Below are 19,298 nucleotides of genomic sequence, written 5' to 3'. Positions count from 1 at the left end.
CGGCACGAAGCCGGCCCTGCCGCCCGTCATCTGGCGTCCCCCGAGACGTACTCCACCAGCCTCGGATCGGAGGAGGAGAAGACGTCCATCTCCTCTCCCCCATCGCAGGTCATCAGCGAGAGGGTCACGGCCTCACCGGAGGGTGTGGCCCGGCGGGCGGCCACCACCCAGGTGCCGCCGGACTCCTCCCAGCGGCGCAGGCGCTTCAGGTCCGGATGCTCGGTGTTGCCGGTGTTTTCGGTGTTCTCGGGGATATCGGGATTCTCGGGGTTGTCAGCGGACATGGAGTCTCCTCAGCGTGTCAAGGCGGTACGGGACGAACTGGTGGCCACGATCCTGATGCCGTCCGGCACGATCCAGTTCACGATGGGTGGGTGAGCGGTGGCTGTCAGCACCACGTCGACGGTCTGGCCGCCGTCGCCCACGGAGACGGACTCCACCACCAGCCCGTCGAACCGCTCGTGGGAACCGGCGGCGGCCAAGTATCCGGCCACCGTCTCAGCGGCCTCGGCGTCAGCGAGCACCGGGGCGTGCCCGGCGTCCCCGCCCTCTTCGATGGCGATGGTGAAGCTGTCCGCCGCGGCCATGGTGGCTCCGTCCGCGGCGGACAGCAGCTTGCGGGCCTCGAGGTTCACGGTGGTCACGGCGAGGATCACGGTGGCCAGCAGCAGGCAGACGACTGTCAGCCCCACGACCAACACCGTGGTCTGGCCTTCGTCTCCGACTCTCCCGACGCCCTGGCCCCGTCCTGCGTGCTCCTGACGCGGCGTCCGGGCCCTCATCCGAACCTCGGCACGGGCTGCTGGGAGTTACTCGTGACCGTGGCGACGGCGGCGTCCCAGCCGAGTCCTTGCGGCAACAACGGCACCGGCACCCGGATCGCCACCTCCACCGACACGGAGGAACCAGGCTCCAGGCAGGGGCTGGTGGAGCAGGACAGGGCGGACTGCGCCACGGAGGGATCCAAGCCGTAGTCCCCCAACGTCAACGCCACGACCTCGTCGGCGCGGCCGGCGGCACTCGAGGCGTCCGGGGCTCCGGCCATCGCCTTGGCCGCCTGGTCTGCAGCAGCCACGGACGCATAGGCAGCGGATTGGATCTGACTGGTCAGCATCAGGAAGTAGATCACCGGTATCAGCAGGAGCGCGGCCAGGAGCACGAACTCCACCGTGGCCGAACCTTCCTCTCCTCGCGCTTCCATTCGCCGAGGGTCAGTCGTGGTGTGAGGAGTGGTGTCGGTAGCGGTATCAGGACCAGTGTCAGTATCGGTAGGCATGACCATCGGCCTCCAATCCCACGGGACCGACCAGGAAACCGACCATGGGCATCTGTGTGCGAACGGTGATCCTGACGATGGTGGTTCCGTCCCCGCCTGTCGTCTCCGCAGACACATCGGCATGGCCGCCGCCCGGAATCGACCCGGCGAGCAGTTCTCGGGTCCTGGCCACGCCGTCGTCGGGCGTCCGGTCCCCCAGCGCTCCGTACCGCGCCCCTGCGCTGGCCGCATCGATCAACGTGTTCCGGACGTGGATGATGATGCCGAACTGGAGGATCGCGGCGAAGATGATCGAGAGCAGCGCCATCACCATGACGGATTCAGCCACTGCCGATCCGCGTTCGCCCTCACGCGCGTTCAGCACGGTCAGTTCTGGGTGACCTGGCTGATCGCCTGGTTGAACAGGTCCGTCAGGGCGGGCCCCGCGATGGCCAGCAGCCCGGCGACGAGCACGGCCGACATCAACGTGATCATCACCCAGCCGGGCACGTCTCCCCGCTCGTCATCACGGGCCTTTCCCAGGAAGGCGGTCAGGGCAGTCAGGGCTGCCAAGGCCCGGTACTTCGGTTCGGTTTTGTCTGTCATGGTCCCCTCCAGGATGGGTTGTCGATGGGGTGATGCTGTTGGGCGGATAGTGGTTCAGAAACCGAGATTCATGATCGAGATCCCGGGGTACACGGCGAAGATGACGGTCAGTGGCAAGATGCCGAAGACCAGGGGCGCCATCATCCCGATCTCCTTACGGCCGGCGGATTCCAGCAGCTCCCGCTTGGACAGCTCACGGACGTCCTTGGCCTGGGCCCGGAGCACATCGGCCAGTGGCGTGCCCCGTTCCAGGGCCACGAGGATCCCCTCGATGAACCGTTCCACCGGCGCCAGTTGGATCCGCCGTGCACATGCCTTCAGGGCGGCATGGATGGATGATCCGGAGCGCATGTCAGACAGGACCGTGGAGAACTCCCCGGCCAGTTCTCCCTTGGCCGAGGTGGCGACCCGTTCCAGGGCCCCCGCCGCACTGTCCCCGGCGCTGACGGACAGGGCGAACAGCTCCGCCACGGAGGGGAACTCGCTGAGGATCCTCGCGCGGCGGCGATTGATCAGGCCGGTCAACAGGTTGTCCCTGAGGAAGAAGGCCACCACGGACAGAGTCCCCACGAGCATGACGCCGATGACCGGATTCAGGGCACCATTGACCGCGAGCGCCACGCATCCGGTTACCCCCAACGCGGCTCCTCCGGCTGCGGCGATGAGCTGCTGGGCCCGGTAGTCCTGAACGGAGAGGCCGGATCCCGCGGCCTCCAGTTTGCGTTCCAGGGCTTGGTGGCCGAGGTTGAGCCGCCCCAACTGCCGTACGCCGGCCGATAGCACCGGTTGCATGATCCGGCCCAGGGCGCCCCACGGGGACACGACCTGTTGCTCGTTCAGCAGTGATGACGCAGGTGCATGGTGTCTCAGCTGGGGCTCGACGCGACGGGCCAGCGAGGGCCGCCACCCCCAGGGCAACGCCACCAGCACCAGGGCCAGCCCAGACCCGAAGGCAAGCCCCAAGACCAGGGCCATGGAGAACGTCGTCATCTACAGCACCCTCTGCTCTTCCGGCAGTGCACCGATCTTCAACATGAGTTGATAGCAGATGACGGAGACCACGAGGCCGCCGGCCAACACCAGCAGGCCCGTGAAGGTCTGGTAGACGCGCACTGCGTCCGGCTGGGTTCCCAGCAGCAGCAGCACGATCCACGGGGCCGCCACGGCCAGGCGAGCCGCATTGACGGTCCAGGACTGACGAGACTCCAGTTCGCTGCGGGTCCGGGCATCCTCGCGCAGGAACTCGGCGAGGGTGGACAACAGGTTTCCGATGTCCGCGCCGCCGACCTCCCGGGTCAACCGCAAGGCGGCGATCAGCCGGTCGGCCACCGGATCGGCCATCCTGAACTTGAGGTTGTCCAGGGCATCCATGAACCGCAGTCCCGAACGGTAGTCCCGGGCGAACTCGCGGAAGGCCGGCTGGAGTTCCTCCGGCCCCTTGTCCCCCAGCTGGATGAGCGCCTCGGGCAGGGTCAGGCCGGCACGGATGGCCGAGCGGAGGTGGTCCACGGCGTCTGGCCACACATCACGCAGCAGGGTGCGACGCTTCTTCGCCTGCCAGTTCAGCGTGACCCACGGCACCAGCGCCCCGAACAGGCCGAAGCACAACGCGATCGGCAGGGCACGAGTCAGGATGAAGACCAGCAACAGCGCCACCATTCCGCAGCCGATCATCGCTGCCACCACACCGGCGGGGCCGACCTGTTCGACGCCGGCACGGGCGAGCAGTTGCCGCAGGTTGCTGTCCCGGCGGATCACCACCGGTTTGTCCCCGCGCGGCCAGAACGACCACCACACCAGGAACAACCCGGCCCCCAGCATCAACCCCAGGAACAGCGCCATCAGCCGACTCCCACCACGGATCGCACGTCATAGCCCCGGGATTCAAGTTTGCGGTTCTCCAACATGGCCGAGGGGCTGAGAACCAGTTGGCCGTCAACGCGGTGGAAGACGGTCGAGGACTCGATGATCCCTTCCTCCACCCGGGTGCCGACGGACAGGATCTCCTCCACGTACCGGCGGCCGTGGCGGTCCCGCGCGCAATGCACCACGAGGTCGAAACAGGACGCCACCGTCGGGACCACGAAGTTCCGGGAGATGTTCTCGCCGGCCATCAGGGGCAGCGTGCAGATCTTCGTCAGGGCGTCGGACGCACTGTTGGCATGCAACGTGCACATGCCGGGCAGTCCTGAATTCAAAGCGACCAACATGTCCAGGCTCTCGGCCTCTCGGACCTCCCCCACGATCAGCCGGTCCGGGCGCATGCGTAGCGCCTCCTTCACGAGCCGGCGCAGGGGGATCTCGCCGTGGCCCTCCAGGTTCGGCTGGCGACACTGCATCTGGACCACATCGCGCAGCGGCAGCTTGAGTTCGAAGATCTCCTCGACCGTCACCACGCGCTCCCGGCTGCCGATGGAGGCCGACAGGCAATTGAGCATGGTGGTCTTGCCGGACTGGGTGGCGCCGGAGACCAGGATGTTCAACCCGGCGTCCACACTGGCATCCAGGAATCGCGCGGCATCCGCGCTCAGGGATCCGGACCGCACCAGGTCCTCGACACGATGGGCTCGGACCACGAATTTCCGGATATTGACGGACCAGTGCCTGCGGGTGATATCCGGGATGACCACGTGCAGGCGTGAACCGTCCGGCAGTGCCGCGTCCACGAAGGGGGACGACAGGTCCAGGCGGCGGCCCGAGGACTTCAGCATGCGCTCGACCAGATCCCGGACATTCTCCTCGGTCAACGAGATGTTGGTCAGCTCGGACACGCCACCCCGGGCGCAGAACACGGCCGTGGGCGAGTTGATCCAGATTTCTTCGACCGTATCGTCGTCCAGTAGGGGCTGGAGCACGCCGAAACCGGCCACGGAGTCGAAGACGGTCTTCTCAGCATCGTCGCGGTCCGGGAGTAGCGGCAGCGAACCGATCAATGAGCGCGCGTCATAGTCCGCCGTCGCGGCCTGCACCAGACGGCGCATCTCCTCCGGCTCGCGCTGCGGATCCATGCCCCGTCGGCGGATCAGCTCGCGGACCTCGTCCTCGAGAATGCGGATGGCTTCCATGGTTTCCCCTCCATGACGACCCGGACGGGCCTCGACCTGGGTCTGAGCGTACAGAGTTCTGGACCAGCGGCCCACCGCCTCCTCTGTGACCTGTGGATATCCATGCCTCGCGCGTGTTGTCCACACTCTCGCCGACCCGGCTCCCCAGGCCATCTGCCATCGCGGCATCCTGGCGTGAGGAACATCGGCACTACGGGAGGTCAACCTGGCGTGTGGTTGAGAATACTGGGACTGCCGGCGGCGGAAGGCCAATGGTGGAAGGTGGTCAATGGTCCACCAACCGCCGGTCCTGACTCCGTCGGCATGGTTGACGGTTTATTACGCGAACGATTCCCCGGATACCGCTTCTCGGGCGTCAACGGAGACGCCGGCAGGCCTGGTCGGTCTACTGACGGGCGACAACCCCCTCAGAATTATCTGACCGTGGTCGCCCGCCCCGGAGGCAGCGCGAATAACCGCGGTCCCGGGCCGGACGTCACGGTGGTGGCCGAAGACGGTCCCGACGCCGGCCGCTTGGCCCCGCTGCCCCGTTCCGGCCTCACCGTGGGCCGGAATCACGCCGAATGGCTCGTCACCGACCCCTTTCTGTCCGCCCCGCATTTCCGGCTGGAGGTCGACGCGGAAGGTGTTCTCGTCACCAGAGCGGATGCCGATCAGCGTCCTGCACAGCTGCTCTGGACCGGGAACCAGCCCTACACCGCCGGCAGCTCGACCTTCCGCCTGGTCCGCGGCCGGCCGGACCCCCTGTCACCCATCCGGTCGATCCCGGACCCGGTCGTGGACCCAGGGCCCGAACCAGCTCGGCCGAATGCGGTGCTCCAAGCCTTCATGGCTGCCGGGCCACTGGTCATCGGAGTGGTCATGGCCGTGGTCACCGGCCTGTGGTATTTCCTGTTGTTCAGTCTCGTCTCGGTGGCCGTGGTGGCAGTCATGTGGTTCCAGCACCGAGCTGCGTCTCGGCGCCACGGAAGGCGGATCCGGGATGGTGCTGAGCGGGTCAGCGGTCGGCTCGATGAGCTGGCGCCCACCCCGGGGCGCCTCGCCCTGGCCGCGCGGGCCGACTCCGTGGATCGCTTCGGCGTGGACGGTGTTCCAACGGACGGTCCGGTCATCCGCTGGGGCACCGGGACCGCCCGCCTCCGGGTGGAGAACGCGAAAGTGGGCGACCAGTGGGCCCGCTGGTCCACAGTGGATCTTCCCGCCAACTCGGTGTTGTTCCCCGGACGGACCACGGTCGTCACGGGCCAGCCCTCCACCTTGCAGGCCATGGGACAGTGGCTGCACGTGCAGTTGTGCCGTGATGCCATCACCTCAGGCCGAGGCGTGGTGATGCGGACGGCTCAGGGTGACACCCCGTGGAGTGGTGCGTCCAGGGCCTCAGTCGGCACCATCGTTTGCTGGCCCGGGACCTCTGCCCGGGACCTTCCTGCCGGATGGCACCGCGTGCTGCTCTGTGATTCAGGGCGAGAACAGCATCCTGAGGCCATGGCCGGCACGCCCGGCCATGAGGACCGAGTGGACGCGGACCAAGGGGTTGCATCGCTCGCGGGCCTGGACTACACGGCTCTGCGGTGGCATGGCATGACCACCCGGACTGCAGCCTGGTTGCTGGACGAGATGGGCGCGGCACACCGACCGGCGGTGGACCAGGAACCGGTCCGGTTGGTCCTGCCCCAGCCCCTGATGGAACAACCGGGGGTCGAGTCCCTCCGGGCGGAGCTATCGCCCGACGAAGACCCCATGACCATTGACCTCGTCGCCCACGGGCCGCACCTGCTCGTCGCCGGCACCACCGGCTCGGGCAAATCCGAGCTGCTGCTGACCTTGTTGACGGGCCTCGCCGCCGCCCATCCACCCACCGAGGTGTCCTTCGTCCTGATGGACTTCAAGGGCGGATCATCCTTTGCGGTCCTGGCCGGGTTACCTCACACCATGTCGGTGGAGACCAATCTCGCGGAAGCGGAGTCGCTGCGCACCTTCGATGCCCTCTCTGCCGAGCTACGCCGCCGGGAAGAGCTGTTCCTGGCCGCCGGCGCGGCAGACTTCCGCGCCTACCGGCATGCCCATTCGAACGCGGACCTGCCACGCCTGGTGGTGGCCATCGATGAGCTCCGTGTTCTCGTCGACGACCATCCTCAGGCCGCCGCGTTGCTGGCCAGGCTGGCCGCCACGGGCCGCTCACTGGGATTCCACCTCGTCCTGGCCACCCAGCGGGCACAGGGCGCCGTCGGTCCCGATGTCCGGTCCAATCTGGGCACCGTGATCTGTCTGCGCACGGCCACCGAGCAAGAATCGTGGGACCTGTTGGGCACTGCCGACGCGGTGACGATCCCCGCCGATTCCCCGGGACGCGCCTATCTGCGGCACGGCGGCGGACCGCCACGGCCCTTCCAGGCAGGTCAGTTCTCGGTGGCGACCGGCCCGCCGGCCCTGGTCCGGTGGACCGACGGTGCACCCGATGCCGATCCGGCCCCCTGGCGGGACCTGACGGTCCGAATCGGCGCCGAGGCCGCCTCCCGCGCCCTGCCGGTTCCCACACAGGCCGTCATGCCCGCACTCCCTGAAAAGTGGACCCCGACGCCGGAAGACCGGTCCGTGCTGCCGGACGCCGTCATCGTGGGGCTGGCCGATCTTCACCACGAGAGGGAGCAGCGCCCCGTGCGCTGGTTGCCGGGACGGGACGGCCCGGTGGCCTGGATCGGCACGACGGCCGGCGGCGTTGACGCGGCAGCCCGGTCCGTCCTCGACCACCTCGCGCGCCTGGACCCCGCCGTCCCGACCTTCTTACTGGACGGCAATGGCGTGGCGGATTCGCTCGGGGTGCCGGATTCCTGGAGTGTGCTCACCGCAGACCGGGCCACGCCGCAGGACCTGGCGCAGCTCCTGGAGCGGGTGAAGGGACGGCTGGCAGAGCGTCACCGCGTACATCTCGTGGTGACCTCATGGGGACGGTGGTCGGCTCAACGCGTCGGGACGGGCTACGAGACCGTGGAAGAGCATGTGGCCATCCTCCTTCGGGACCATGGTCCTGACATGCTGGCCGCCGCGCTGTTCGGCGCCCGAGAACTGGCCGGCGGTCGCACCCTGGGCCTGGTTCCCACGCGCTTCTACCTTCCGGCCGACTCCACGCCAGAGCACCGGATGGTGTGGCCGACGCTGCAGCGGGTGAAGGAAGTTCCAGGGCGGGCGGTCATGATCTCACCGGACCATCCGGCTCCCGGTGTCGCCGTGCAGCTGGCAGCGTCGGTCTGACGCAGAGCAGGTCAGCGGGCCGTCTTCCGCGGGAACACCACGGCGATGAGCCAGATGGCGATGGCCATGAACCCGAGGCACCAGGCCACGGCGATCCAGGGGTCGGCGCCGGGATCCCTGCCGTTCATCAAGGCGCGGGCAGCATCGAGATCCTGTTCGCCCGTCGGGGCAACGCTGCGGCCGCCAACTGTACCGCGCGAGCCGCCGCTGACGAATAATCCTCCCCATGACCGAGATCCTGCTGTTCCACCACGCCCTGGGCTTGACCGACGGCGTCCGCTGGCTGGCAGGGCGTCTCGCCGACGCCGGGCATACGGTGCACACCCCGGACCTCTTCGCCGGGCGGACCTTCGGCACGCTCGAGGACGGGGTGGCTCACGCCGAGCAGGACGTGGGGGTGGACGGCATCCTGCAGCGGGCGGACGAGGCGGCCGCCACCCACCCGGAGGCCACAGGTTTCCTCGGCATCTCCCTGGGCGCCCTGCCCGCCTACCGGCTCACCCAGACGCGGCCGTCAGCCCGCGCCTGCATCGCCATCTCCGCGGCGCTGCCGGTGGACCATTTCGCACCGCACTGGCCGGCCGGCGTCGCGCTGGACTTGCATTTGAAGAGCAGCGACCCGTGGGGTGAGGATGACCTGCCGGTGGCCTGGCGACTGGCCGGCGACGTGGCCGAGCTCTATGAGTACCCGGGCGATCAGCACTTGTTCACCGAGCATGGACATTCGGACTTCGACCCCGCAGCCACGGACCTGGTCCTGTCACGCACGCTCGCCACGCTGGAGCGCGTCTCAGACTGAAGCCGGCCGTACCGTTCCGAAGCGGATCAGCGCCGGGATCGGCGCCACCGCACGATGGTCCGGGCCAGTAGCGCCAGCCCCACCATGGCCAGGGCGATCAGCCCGGCGAACAGGTACCCGGCCTCGGGCGAGATACCGTCGATGAAGGCACCGGAGACCGGGGCGCCCAGCGCGGCGCCGGCAGTCATGGCCGAACCGTAGTAGCCCAGGGCCTCACCGCGCCGCTCCTCGGTCACCACGGTGGACATCAAGGCGGAGGCGGCCGCGAGGGTCGGGGCCGTGAACAGCCCCGAGATGAGGGAGACCACCGCGAGCGCCCACATGCCGTCCACGAACGCCATCGGCAGCGTACCGAGCGCGAAGAGTGAGAGCAGCAGCAACGGGGAGATCCGCCGGCCCATGGCTCCGTAGAGAATGCCACCGGCCGCCGAGGCCCCGCACCAGAACGCGATCACGACGCCGGCCTGGGCGGCCTGGCCGGAGCGTTCCAGTTCCGCGACGATCGCCACCTCGGTGCCGGACATCAGCATCCCGGAGCCCAGGGACACGGCCAGCACCGCGAGCGCGGTGCCGCTGAGCCAGCCGAAGGAGGTGCGCAGCCGGACCAGTGGCCCGCGCCGGACCGCGGCCTGCGAGTCAGGGCGGGAACCGGGGTCGGAACCCGGGTTGGCATTCGGGTGCGGACGGGAATCCGGGTGCGGGCCGGCGTCGTAGGGGGGTGCGGAGCGGACCATGGGCAAGGCGCCCGTGGTCAGCTCGGTGGCCGTGAGGTCCAGGTGCGCCGGCGCTCCCTGCACCGAGCCGTCCACGGCCCGCCGCAGGTCCTCCTCGGCAGAGTATTCGCGCTCGGTGCCGGGCCGGGCCAGGAAGGTCCCGAGCTGGGAGGAGCGCGTGGGCGGGTTGAACCACATCAGGTACAGCCCGGCGGCCACGGCGGACCAGCCGATGATCGCCAACCCCCAGGCACTCGACCAACTGGTGGCGACCACGGCACCCAGCGCGGGGCCGACCATGAAGATGGTCTCGGTGATGATCGAGTCCAGGGCGAACGCGGTCTCGCGCCGCGCACCGTGGGTGAGCACGCCGATGGACTGACGCACCACAGAGAAGACGGGCAGGGCGAACAGTCCACCGAGGAAGGCGCCGAACAGCAGCCAGGGGAACGGCAGGAAGGGCACGGCCGTCCACACCGCCCCCAGCGTGACCACGGAGGGCACCAGGGCCCGGCGCAGTCCGAGCCGGTCCACCAGCCGGCCGCGCCACGGTGAGCCCACGGCCATGCCCAGCGTCATGGCAGCCACGGCCAGGCCAGCCGCCCCGTAGCCCAGGTCCATCGTCACGGCCACGTGCAGGGTCAGGATGATGCCCGTGGCCGCATTGGGGAATCGGGCGATGAAGCCCACGCCCAGGACACGGCGGATGCGCACGTCCCGCAGCAAGTGCCCGTAGGCGGCGAAGTTCACCGCTCGATGCTAACTGACCCGCGGTGCGCCCACCTCATGACCTGTTCACGCCTCCTGTGCCGCCAGCGGGATACGCCCGCCGGCCAACACCATCTTCACTTGCCGGTCCGACAACCGGTGGCGCAGCGCTACCTCGCGACCTCCGATGCTCGCGGCCACCGAATGGCCTCGGCGCAATGCCTCGTGGATGCCCTCGATGACCACCGTGTCCCTCCGCGAGACGTTCTCGAGGTCGGCAGGGTCCTCGAACTCCAGGGGGAGGATCCCGAAGTTCGCGAGATTCTGCCAGTGGATCCGAGCGAAGGACTGCGCGATCACGGCCTTCAGTCCCAGGTATCGCGGCGCGATCACCGCATGCTCCCGAGACGAGCCCTGGCCGTAGTTCTTTCCGGCCACCACCACGTGCGCACCGGCTGCAGCGGCGTTCGCCGGGTATTCGGGGTCAAGGCGGGTGAAGGTGAACTCTGAGATCTTCGGGATGTTCGAGCGGTAGGGCAGCACCCGTGATCCGGCCGGCATGATCTCGTCGGTCGAGACGTCGTCCCCCATCACCAGGACCACGGGCGCGGCCAGACGGTCCTCGAGGGGGTCGAAGTCCGGCAGGGAGGAGATGTTCGGCCCCTTGACGAGGTCCACCCGTGCCGCCTCCTCTGGCCGCAGCGGGGGGAGCAGCATCTCGTCCATCACCGCGAACCGTTCGGGCATCTTCGGCCGCGGGAAGGTGATGCCCAGGGAATCAGCGAGGGTGCGTGGGTCCGTGATGCGGCCCGTCAGCGCGGCGGCCGCCGCCGTTTCCGGAGAGCACAGCCATACGGCGTCCTCCTCGGTGCCGGAGCGGCCGGGGAAGTTCCGTGGCATGGTGCGCAGCGAGTTCCGTCCGCTGGCGGGGGCTTGCCCCATGCCGATGCACCCCATGCATCCTGATTGGTGGATCCGGGCGCCGGCCGAGACCAGCTGTGTCAGCCAGCCGCCGGTGATGAGGTCGGCCAGCACCTCACGCGAGGTGGGGTTCACATCCACGGAGACCCGCTGGTGGGCCCGCCGGCCGGCAAGGATCTCGGCGACCACCGCGAAATCCCTCAGCCCCGGGTTCGCCGAGGAGCCGATGACCACCTGGTAGACCTCCTCGTCTTGCACCTCGGCGACGGGTACCACGTTGCCGGGCGAGGAGGGACGGGCAATCAGTGGTTCCAGCGACGAGAGGTCGATGTGCTCGGTGAGGTCGTAGTCGGCTCCCTCGTCGGCCTCCCACCGTTCGAAGTCTGGACCTCGGCCGACGGCCTCCAGGTAGTCGCGGACCACGTCGTCGGCTGGAAAGACTGTGGCGGTGGCCCCGAGCTCGGCGCCCATGTTCGCGATCACGTGCCGGTCCATCGCCGTGAGGTGCCGCAGTCCCTCGCCGTGGTATTCGATGATGCGGCCCACGCCCCCGCTGACGCCGTGGCGGCGCAGCATCTCCAGCACCACGTCCTTGGCCGAGACCCAGTCCGACAACGTGCCGGTCAACTCCACGCCCCAGACCTCCGGCAGCGCCACGTACAACGGCTGGCCGGCCATGGCCATGGCCACCTCGAGGCCGCCCACGCCGATCGCGAGCATCCCCAGGGCACCGGCGGCACACGTGTGGGAGTCCGAGCCGATCAACGTTGCCCCCGGACGCCCGAAGTGGGCCTGATGAACGGGATGCGAGACGCCATTGCCGGCCGGGGAGAACCAGAGCCCGAACCGCTGCGCGGCAGAGTGCAGGAACAGGTGGTCATCGGAGTTCTTCTCATCGGTCTGGAGCAGGTTGTGGTCCACATACTGCACCGACAGTTCGGTGCGGATCCTCTCCAGTCCCATCGCCTCCAGCTCCAGCATCACCATGGTGCCGGTGGCGTCTTGGCACAGGGTCTGGTCTACCTTCATCCCGATCTCGGTACCAGGCTCCAGGTCCCCTTCGACGAGGTGCGCGGCGATCAGTTTCTGAGCGACGTTGAGTGCCATCGTGCTGCCCTCCCGGGACGACGGAACACCGGCCGGACCGCCGGCGGGCCTGTCCACGAGCCTAGGGTGGGAGGACGCGCCTGGCCAGAGCTCGCCGTGGGCATCAACGATTCGGCCCGCGGGTCCGGGCACGCTGTCAGTTGTTGTTGTTGGCTTTGTCTCGGATCAGGTCCAAAGCGATCACGCTGCCGATGACGGCGTAGCGCACCACCTCCGGCATGCCGGGATCCAGCTCGACCGCATAGCGGCTGCGGCCCAACATGGCCCTGCCGAGCCCGGCCCACTTCCGGTCCACGCTGGCCACCGGCGCCTGCCCCGCCATCAGGCGGAAGGAGAACCCGGACAGCGAACCGTCCAGCTGCAGGTCCGTGCCGTCCACCACGGAGATCGCCACGGAGGTGCGGAAGAAGGAGATCCGCTGGACGATCTCGGCTATGGGCTCCCCCTGGGGGCCGGTGACCCGGTAACGGTCCCGGCCGAGGGTCATGGGGTCCTCCACGCGGAACAACGGGGTGCCGTCCAGGCCCTGGATCTCGAACTGGCGGTTGCCGCGGAACATCCGCGAGGCCGCAGAGCCGCGCGTGTGACCGTGCGCAACCACGAGCCCCTCGCCGTTCTCGATCGCGAAGTCGTTGGACATGAAGCCGGTGACCTGCTGCATCACCAACAGGTTCTGGCCGCTCAGGCTGCTCGTGGGGCTCATGCGCCCAGTCTCCCCTCCTGCGCCGTACGGTCAAACCGACCGCGCGGTGAGTGCCAGCGACGACAGGAGAACAGAGCAGGGGCAGAGCAGGGAATAGTCCGCGGCGTCCCACCGTTGGACCAGGTGATTCAAATTTGCAATACTCAGAACAAGGCCCACCGACGGCCGTCACGGAAGCCAGCAAGGAGCAATCATGCAGTTCGGCATCTTCACCATCGGCGACATCACCACGGACCCCACCAACGGCACCACCCCCACCGAGCACCAGCGGATCAAGGACACCGTCCGGATCGCGAAGCACGCCGAGCAGGCCGGCTTCGAGGTCTTCGCCACCGGCCAGCACCACAACCCGCCCTTCGTGGCCCCGGGCAACCCGCCCACACTGCTGGCGTTCCTGGCGGCTCAGACCGAGAAGCTCATCCTCTCCACCGCCACCACCCTGATCACCACCATGGATCCGGTGCGCTTGGCCGAGGACTACTCCTACCTGCAGCACCTGGCCGATGGCCGCGTGGACCTGACCATGGGCCGCGGCAACACCGGGCCGGTATACCCCTGGTTCGGCAAGGACATCCGCCAGGGCATCCCGCTGGCCGTGGAGAACTACCACCTGCTCTACCGCCTGTGGCACGAGGAGAACATCGACTGGCAGGGCCGCTTCCGCACCCCGCTGCAGGACTTCACGCTGACCCCGCAACCGCTGGACGGGGTCGCTCCCTTCGTGTGGCACGGCTCGATCCGTTCCGCGGAGATCGCCGAGCAGGCCGCCTACTACGGTGACGGGTTCTTCCACAACAACATCTTCTGGAACAAGGAGCACATCATCCAGATGGTGCAGCTCTACCGCCAGCGCTACGAGTACTACGGTCACGGCAAGGCCCATCAGGCCTACGTGGGCCTGGGCGGACAGGCCTTCATGGCCGAGAACTCGCAGGACGCCGTGAAGCAGTTCCGCCCGTACTTCGACAACGCCCCGGTGTACGGCCACGGTCCGTCCCTGGAGCAGTTCACCAAGATGACCCCGCTGACCGTGGGATCCCCGCAGCAGGTCATCGAGCGTACGCTCGAGTTCCGGGACTGGGTGGGTGACTACCAGCGGCAGATGTTCCTCATGGACCACGCCGGCCTGCCGACGGACGTGGTGCTGGAGCAACTCGACCTCCTGGGCGAGGAGGTTCTGCCGGTACTGCGGAAGGAATTCGCAGCGCTGAAGCCGGCCGACGTTCCCGAGGCCCCGAGCCACGAGTTCCTCGTGGAGCGGGCGCGGCGCGGCGAGGCCCCCGTCCCCGGCGGCAAGCAGGGCTCACCGGCCTGGAAGGATGCGCAGGAACGTGCCGCCCAGGCCGCTGCGTCCAGCGCTGACGCCGCCCCGAGCACCAGCACGAGCACGAGCACGAAGGAGAATTGAGCCATGGAGGACACCCCGGATTTCGGCTCCCCCGCCGCCACGGACCCGTTCACGCCGCAGGCCCGCCACCTCGTGGTGGTCTCCGGCGGACTGGGCGATCCGTCCTCCTCGCTGATGCTGGCGAACCGGATGGCCACGGCCGCGGCGGACCACCTCTCCGCCGAGGGTATCGTCCCTGAGATCCATGTGGTGGAGTTGCGGCTGCTGGCCACCGAGATCGCCGAGGCCACCGTGAACACGGCCCGGTCCGAGGCCCTGCAGGCTGCCCTGGACCAGGTGGAGCAGGCCGACGGCATCGTCACCGTGTCCCCGACCTTCAAGGCCAGCTACTCGGGCCTGTTCAAGGCCTTCTGGGACCTCGTGGACAACGATGCCCTGCGCGGGGTGCCCGTGCTGCTCGGCGCCACCGGCGGCACGCCGCGGCACTCCCTGATGATCGACTCGGCGATGCGGCCGCTGTTCAGCTACCTGCGCTCCAAGGTCCTGTCCTCCTCGGTGTTCGCCGCCGCGGACGACTGGGGCGAAGTCACCGGCGGCCAGGAATCGGCTCGCACCACTCCGCTGCAGACGCGGATCGAGGCCGCGGGCGCCGACCTGGCCTCGGTGGTCGGGCGGCTGACGGCCCGCCCGCGCCGGGCCACCGGTGAGGTGAAACCCGTGGAGGTGATTCCCTTTGACCAGCTCCTCCGAGGGAACTGACGCCTGGTCCCGGACCTCCGCCCCCGGCGCCTCCGAGGCTGGCGTTGACCGGCAGGCTTGGCGGGCCTACTTCGAGGCCACGGCCCTGCTGCAGGACGGCCTCGACCGGACCTTGAAGGAGTCGGCCGAGCTCCACTTGGCCGACTACAACCTGCTGTTGCTGCTCTCCGAGGCACCGGCGGGCCGGCTGCGCATGGGCGAGCTGGCCCGGCTGATGGTGTTCTCCCCCTCCCGCGTGACCTACCAGGTCAAGACCTTGGAGCAGCGCGGCCTGGTGGAGCGGTGCGCCGCGGCCACGGACCGGCGCGGGGCGGAGGCCGTCATCACCGACGCCGGCCGGCACCTCTTCCGCAGGGCCGCGGCCGTGCACTCGCGCCAGGTGCAGGACCTGTTCCTGGACCGGCTCGAGGACGGCGAGGCCGAGACGCTGCTCCGGGTGTTCTCCCGGCTGGGCCGGTCGTTGGAGGGCGGGGAGCCGGGCATACTCAACTGCTGACGGTGATCTCCACCGAGTCGGCCTTCCGCACCAACACCTCGGAAAAGCACCGTACCGCGAGAGGCCAAGGCTCCGGACTCAGCCCGAGCCTTGGCCTCTCGGATCAATTGATCTTGACCGCTCAGGATCAAGCCGTAGGTCAGCTTGATATGGTCGCCGTCTGGCGTGGGGAGCGTTCACACCACCGCAGCCCGACCCACGCAAGGATGCCACCGGCGACGGACAAGAGGGGCGACATTAAAGCCGCCGATTCCTGAGTCGGGAAACCCTAGGTGTGCGTGGGTCGCCCTATCGTGATCTCCACCGAGTCCGCCTTCTCCGCCAGGGAGGGCACCTCGCCGAGCACCTGCTGCAGGGTCGCGGCCAACAGCCGCAACCCGGCCTCGTCCTGGGCCGACGCCAACTCGGCGTCCGGGTAGGCCACAAGCTGCAGTTCCGGCCCGGAGCCACCGCCCGGCAGCACAGCACCGGAGGCCGTCCGAGAGGCCACCCCGGAGCCGGGGGCCAGCCCAATCTGTGCCAGACCCGGGACCAGGTCCACCAAGGACGCCAGCTCATCGGCCAGCGCCTCATCGGCGTACGACGGCGTCCAGTCCTGCTGCTGGGCCAGCGCCCACACAGCCGGCCGCCGCACCACGAAGGTGCGCTCGGCCGCCGGATCCACCACGACCAGCTCGGCCCCCTCGTCCACCGCGGACAGGCACGCACGCGGCATCCATGTGGCGACGGGCCGGGCCTGCGGATGCCAGGCCGTCAGGGCGGGGACGTTGGTGAAGACGGGCAGCGCCGTCCGGCCGTCCGGGGCTTTCAGCGTCACCAGGGCGATGTCCGACTCCTTGTCCCCGTGGCTGTGCCCGTCGTGATCGTGGGCCATCTCTGCGACGGTCGGCAGCACGGCGGCGAACACGCGCATGCGGGACAGCACGTCCACCACGGCGGGCTCCCCCGCCTCGCCATCCGCCAACCGGTCCAGCACTGGTCCCCAGGCGGGGTCCGCGGTGCCGTCGTCCGTGTCGAACGCGTGCAGCGGGTTGGCCGAGCCGTCGATCCCGTCTCCGGAGAGGTCCCGGCCCTCCCAGGCGAGGCCGGCCGAGTCGGCGGGGCGGCCGGCGTCGTCCCGGTGCTGGCGCTCCAGGTTCCGCTGGATGGCGGCCTGGATGTGCCCGGGGAGGTGAGGGCCGGAGTCGGGACCGGTCACGGGGTGGGGTGCTCCGCCACCGCCGCCTCGAGGGTGGCGCCGGAGGCGACGGCGAGCGCCTGCTCGAGCGTGAAGCGGCCGGCGTAGAGGGCCTTGCCCATGATGGCGCCCTCGACGCCTGCTCCCGGGCCGGCGGTCCCCACACCCACCATCGCGTAGAGCGCGGCGATGTCCTCCAGCGAGGAGATGCCACCGGAGGCGACCACGGGCTTGGCGGTCCTCGCGGCGACCTCGGCCAGCAACTCGGTGTTCGGGCCCTTCAGGGTGCCGTCCTTGGTGACATCGGTGACGACGTAGCGGGAGCAGCCGGCCTCCTCGAGGCGCGCCAGCACCTCCCAGAGGTCCCCGCCCTCCTTCGTCCAACCGCGGGCGGCCAGGGTGGTCCCACGCACGTCCAGCCCGACAGCGATCTGGTCACCGAAGCGCTCGATGACCCGTGCCGTCCACTCGGGGTCCTCCAGGGCGGCGGTGCCGAGGTTGACGCGGGTGGCGCCCATCTCCAGGGCGTTCTCCAGGGAGGCGTCGTCCCGGATGCCGCCGGAGAGTTCGATCTTCACGCCGAGCTCCGTGACCACGCGGGACATGACCTCGCGGTTGTCCCCGCGGCCGAACGCGGCGTCCAGGTCCACCAGGTGGATCCACTCGGCACCGGCCTGCTGGAAGGCCAGAGCGGCCTCCAGAGGTTCGCCGTACCCGGTGGCGGTACCGGCCTCGCCCTGGACGAGCCTGACGGCCTGACCGTCCTGGACGTCCACGGCGGGCAGCAGTTCAAGCTTCTTCTCGGTCAACGTGGATCCTCTCGGGAATGCGGAAATAGAGACAACGGGAGTAGAGACATCAGGCAGTGCAACAGCAGAATCAGGGAGCGCATCGGTCGCATCCGTGAGGCCGCGGGGCCGGCCACCTACGGGAGCAGCAGGAATCCGGCCACGATCGCCATCACGGCGCAGACCACAAAGCCGATCTGCAGCCACACCGGGAACTCCTGCTTGCGCAGCGAGTAGGCCCCGCCCAGCAGCAGGCCGCCCAGGGCGATGAGCAGGGTGGTCCAGTACGGCATCAGAGGGTTCCGAGCCAGTTGGTGAGCAGCTGCATGCCGGCGTCCCCGGACTTCTCCGGGTGGAACTGGGTGGCGGACAGCGGCCCGTTCTCCACGGCTGCGATGAAGTCGGCCCCGTGGTGGGACCACGTCACCCGCGGTGGGTTCATCGCTTGGTGCGTCTGGTCGAAGGTCCAGTCCAGCACCCCATAGGAGTGCACGAAGTAGAAGCGCTCATCCTCGATGCCACGGAACAGGTCCGAGCCGGCGGGCGGCCGCACGGTGTTCCAGCCCATGTGCGGCACGATCGGAGCGGGCAGCGCCTCCACCACGCCGGGCCACTCGGCCATGCCTTCGGTGCGCACGCCGTGCTCCACGCCGGCGTCGAACAGGATCTGGTGGCCCACGCAGATGCCAAGCACGGGCCGGCCGCCGGCCACGCGGCGGCCGATCCACCGGGTGGCGCCGGTGGCCTGGAGGGCCTCCATGACGGACTGGAAGGCGCCCACGCCGGGGACCACGAGCCCGTCCGCGTTCATGACGGTGTCCGCGTCGGCCGTCAGTTCGGCGTCCGCCCCGGCCCGCTGGAGAGCGCGCACGGCGGAGTGCGTGTTGCCGGAGCCGTAGTCGAGGACAGCGACGGTCGGCCGAGATCCGAAGCGAGTTCCGGTCATAGCGCTCCCTTCGTGGACGGCACCCCGGTCACCCGCGGGTCGTCCTCCACCGCGGCGCGCAGGGCCCGGGCGAACGCCTTGAACTGCGCTTCCACGATGTGGTGGGGGTCCCGGCCGCGGACGACGTCCATGTGCAGGCAGATCGACGCGTGGTAGGTGATGGCTTCGAAGACGTGGCGGGTCATGGACCCGGTGAAGTGTCCCCCGATCAGGTGGTATTGCTGGCCCTCCGGCTCGCCCTCGTGCACCAGGTAGGGGCGCCCGGAGACGTCGACGACGGCGCGCGCCAGTGCCTCATCCAGCGGCACCGAGGCCTCGCCGAAGCGGCGGATGCCTGATTTGTCCCCCAGTGCGGTCTTCAGGACCTCGCCGAGGGAGATCGCCACGTCCTCCACGGTGTGGTGCACGTCGATGTGGGTGTCCCCCGTGGCCCGCACCGTCAGATCGACCTGGGAATGCTTGGCCAGTGCCGTCAGCATGTGGTCGTAGAACGGCACGGACGTGGAGATCTCCGAGGTCCCGGTTCCGTCCAGGTCCATCTCGACGTAGACGTCGGACTCGGAAGTGGTCCGCTGGATCCGGGACTTGCGTCCGGATATCAGCTCTGCGCCCATGGCGGCTCAGCTCCTTGCTGGTCAGGGTATGGCGGTAATGC

At 68.9% G+C, this 19,298-nt stretch carries 21 protein-coding genes; 5 read left to right on the top strand and 16 right to left on the bottom strand.

Annotated features, from left to right (window positions below; all coding sequences use genetic code 11):
• Positions 1–26 precede the first annotated feature (26 nt).
• From C8E99_RS01940 to C8E99_RS01905, 8 genes are read right to left on the bottom strand one after another with little or no spacing between them, the layout of a single operon-like run.
• Positions 27–284: a hypothetical protein gene (locus tag C8E99_RS01940; RefSeq protein ID WP_245952025.1), complete on the bottom strand. Its 258-nt coding sequence runs from the start codon at positions 282–284 to the stop codon at positions 27–29.
• A gap of 9 nt (positions 285–293) precedes the next feature.
• Positions 294–782 (bottom strand): pilus assembly protein TadG-related protein, encoded by a 489-nt coding sequence (locus C8E99_RS01935; RefSeq protein ID WP_115930886.1) that lies wholly within the window; start codon positions 780–782, stop codon positions 294–296.
• Positions 779–1,201, bottom strand: coding sequence for a hypothetical protein (locus C8E99_RS01930; RefSeq protein ID WP_115930885.1), 423 nt, complete (start codon positions 1,199–1,201; stop codon positions 779–781). Before C8E99_RS01930 ends, C8E99_RS01935 begins: the two co-directional genes overlap by 4 nt.
• Before the next feature lie 58 nt (positions 1,202–1,259).
• On the bottom strand, positions 1,260–1,640 hold the full coding sequence (locus C8E99_RS01925; RefSeq protein ID WP_245952024.1) for a TadE family protein: 381 nt from the start codon (positions 1,638–1,640) through the stop codon (positions 1,260–1,262).
• 2 nt (positions 1,641–1,642) lie between these two features.
• Positions 1,643–1,861, bottom strand: coding sequence for a hypothetical protein (locus C8E99_RS01920; RefSeq protein WP_115930884.1), 219 nt, complete (start codon positions 1,859–1,861; stop codon positions 1,643–1,645).
• Positions 1,862–1,915: 54 nt separating this feature from the next.
• A complete protein-coding gene (locus C8E99_RS01915) occupies positions 1,916–2,851 on the bottom strand; it encodes a type II secretion system F family protein (protein ID WP_115930883.1) in 936 nt (311 codons plus the stop codon).
• A complete protein-coding gene (locus tag C8E99_RS01910; RefSeq protein WP_115930882.1) occupies positions 2,852–3,703 on the bottom strand; it encodes a type II secretion system F family protein in 852 nt (283 codons plus the stop codon).
• The gene (locus C8E99_RS01905) at positions 3,703–4,926 is read right to left on the bottom strand and encodes a TadA family conjugal transfer-associated ATPase (RefSeq protein WP_115930881.1); all 1,224 of its coding nucleotides are present in this window, start codon (positions 4,924–4,926) and stop codon (positions 3,703–3,705) included. The genes C8E99_RS01910 and C8E99_RS01905 overlap by 1 nt, the downstream gene beginning before the upstream one ends.
• Before the next feature lie 423 nt (positions 4,927–5,349).
• On the opposite strand from C8E99_RS01905, the gene C8E99_RS01900 reads away from it, so the two are divergent.
• Together C8E99_RS01900 and C8E99_RS01895 are read left to right on the top strand one after the other, a co-directional pair.
• Positions 5,350–8,178 carry an FtsK/SpoIIIE domain-containing protein gene (locus C8E99_RS01900; protein ID WP_115930880.1) on the top strand — a complete coding sequence of 943 codons (2,829 nt, stop codon included), beginning with the start codon at positions 5,350–5,352 and terminating at the stop codon, positions 8,176–8,178.
• A 226-nt stretch (positions 8,179–8,404) separates the two neighbouring features.
• The gene (locus tag C8E99_RS01895; protein WP_115930879.1) at positions 8,405–8,977 is read left to right on the top strand and encodes a dienelactone hydrolase family protein; all 573 of its coding nucleotides are present in this window, start codon (positions 8,405–8,407) and stop codon (positions 8,975–8,977) included.
• A gap of 26 nt (positions 8,978–9,003) precedes the next feature.
• Here C8E99_RS01895 and C8E99_RS01890 read toward each other — a convergent pair whose 3' ends face one another.
• From C8E99_RS01890 to C8E99_RS01880, 3 genes are all read right to left on the bottom strand, one after another.
• The gene (locus C8E99_RS01890) at positions 9,004–10,440 is read right to left on the bottom strand and encodes an MFS transporter (RefSeq protein WP_115930878.1); all 1,437 of its coding nucleotides are present in this window, start codon (positions 10,438–10,440) and stop codon (positions 9,004–9,006) included.
• Positions 10,441–10,485: 45 nt separating this feature from the next.
• Positions 10,486–12,426, bottom strand: a complete 1,941-nt coding sequence (locus tag C8E99_RS01885) for an aconitate hydratase (RefSeq protein ID WP_115930877.1) — start codon at positions 12,424–12,426, stop codon at positions 10,486–10,488.
• A gap of 136 nt (positions 12,427–12,562) precedes the next feature.
• On the bottom strand, positions 12,563–13,129 hold the full coding sequence (locus C8E99_RS01880; RefSeq protein WP_115930876.1) for an LURP-one-related/scramblase family protein: 567 nt from the start codon (positions 13,127–13,129) through the stop codon (positions 12,563–12,565).
• 193 nt (positions 13,130–13,322) lie between these two features.
• Here C8E99_RS01880 and C8E99_RS01875 point away from each other — a divergent pair, with 193 nt between their 5' ends.
• The 3 genes from C8E99_RS01875 to C8E99_RS01865 are packed head-to-tail and all read left to right on the top strand — an operon-like array spanning position 13,323 to position 15,732.
• Positions 13,323–14,537: an LLM class flavin-dependent oxidoreductase gene (locus C8E99_RS01875; RefSeq protein WP_115930875.1), complete on the top strand. Its 1,215-nt coding sequence runs from the start codon at positions 13,323–13,325 to the stop codon at positions 14,535–14,537.
• A 3-nt stretch (positions 14,538–14,540) separates the two neighbouring features.
• A complete protein-coding gene (locus C8E99_RS01870; RefSeq protein ID WP_115930874.1) occupies positions 14,541–15,236 on the top strand; it encodes a CE1759 family FMN reductase in 696 nt (231 codons plus the stop codon).
• Positions 15,211–15,732 (top strand): MarR family winged helix-turn-helix transcriptional regulator, encoded by a 522-nt coding sequence (locus C8E99_RS01865; protein ID WP_115930873.1) that lies wholly within the window; start codon positions 15,211–15,213, stop codon positions 15,730–15,732. Before C8E99_RS01870 ends, C8E99_RS01865 begins: the two co-directional genes overlap by 26 nt.
• 268 nt (positions 15,733–16,000) lie before the next feature.
• Here the strand turns inward: C8E99_RS01865 and C8E99_RS01860 are convergent, their stop codons facing one another.
• The 5 genes from C8E99_RS01860 to hisB form a co-directional block, all read right to left on the bottom strand.
• Positions 16,001–16,930: an SseB family protein gene (locus tag C8E99_RS01860; RefSeq protein WP_115930872.1), complete on the bottom strand. Its 930-nt coding sequence runs from the start codon at positions 16,928–16,930 to the stop codon at positions 16,001–16,003.
• Positions 16,927–17,718 carry a bifunctional 1-(5-phosphoribosyl)-5-((5-phosphoribosylamino)methylideneamino)imidazole-4-carboxamide isomerase/phosphoribosylanthranilate isomerase PriA gene (priA, locus tag C8E99_RS01855; RefSeq protein WP_115930871.1) on the bottom strand — a complete coding sequence of 264 codons (792 nt, stop codon included), beginning with the start codon at positions 17,716–17,718 and terminating at the stop codon, positions 16,927–16,929. Before priA ends, C8E99_RS01860 begins: the two co-directional genes overlap by 4 nt.
• Before the next feature lie 116 nt (positions 17,719–17,834).
• Positions 17,835–17,990 (bottom strand): hypothetical protein, encoded by a 156-nt coding sequence (locus C8E99_RS15830; protein ID WP_170144506.1) that lies wholly within the window; start codon positions 17,988–17,990, stop codon positions 17,835–17,837.
• A complete protein-coding gene (gene hisH / locus C8E99_RS01850; RefSeq protein WP_115930870.1) occupies positions 17,990–18,643 on the bottom strand; it encodes an imidazole glycerol phosphate synthase subunit HisH in 654 nt (217 codons plus the stop codon). The genes C8E99_RS15830 and hisH overlap by 1 nt, the downstream gene beginning before the upstream one ends.
• The gene (gene hisB, locus C8E99_RS01845; protein ID WP_115930869.1) at positions 18,640–19,257 is read right to left on the bottom strand and encodes an imidazoleglycerol-phosphate dehydratase HisB; all 618 of its coding nucleotides are present in this window, start codon (positions 19,255–19,257) and stop codon (positions 18,640–18,642) included. Before hisB ends, hisH begins: the two co-directional genes overlap by 4 nt.
• Between the last annotated feature and the right edge of the window lie 41 nt (positions 19,258–19,298).

Origin of the sequence: Citricoccus muralis (assembly GCF_003386075.1) — a bacterium.
GTDB lineage: Bacteria > Actinomycetota > Actinomycetes > Actinomycetales > Micrococcaceae > Citricoccus > Citricoccus muralis.
Note: the sequence above shows the minus strand (reverse complement) of the source record. Positions and strands in the feature narration are given on the sequence as shown.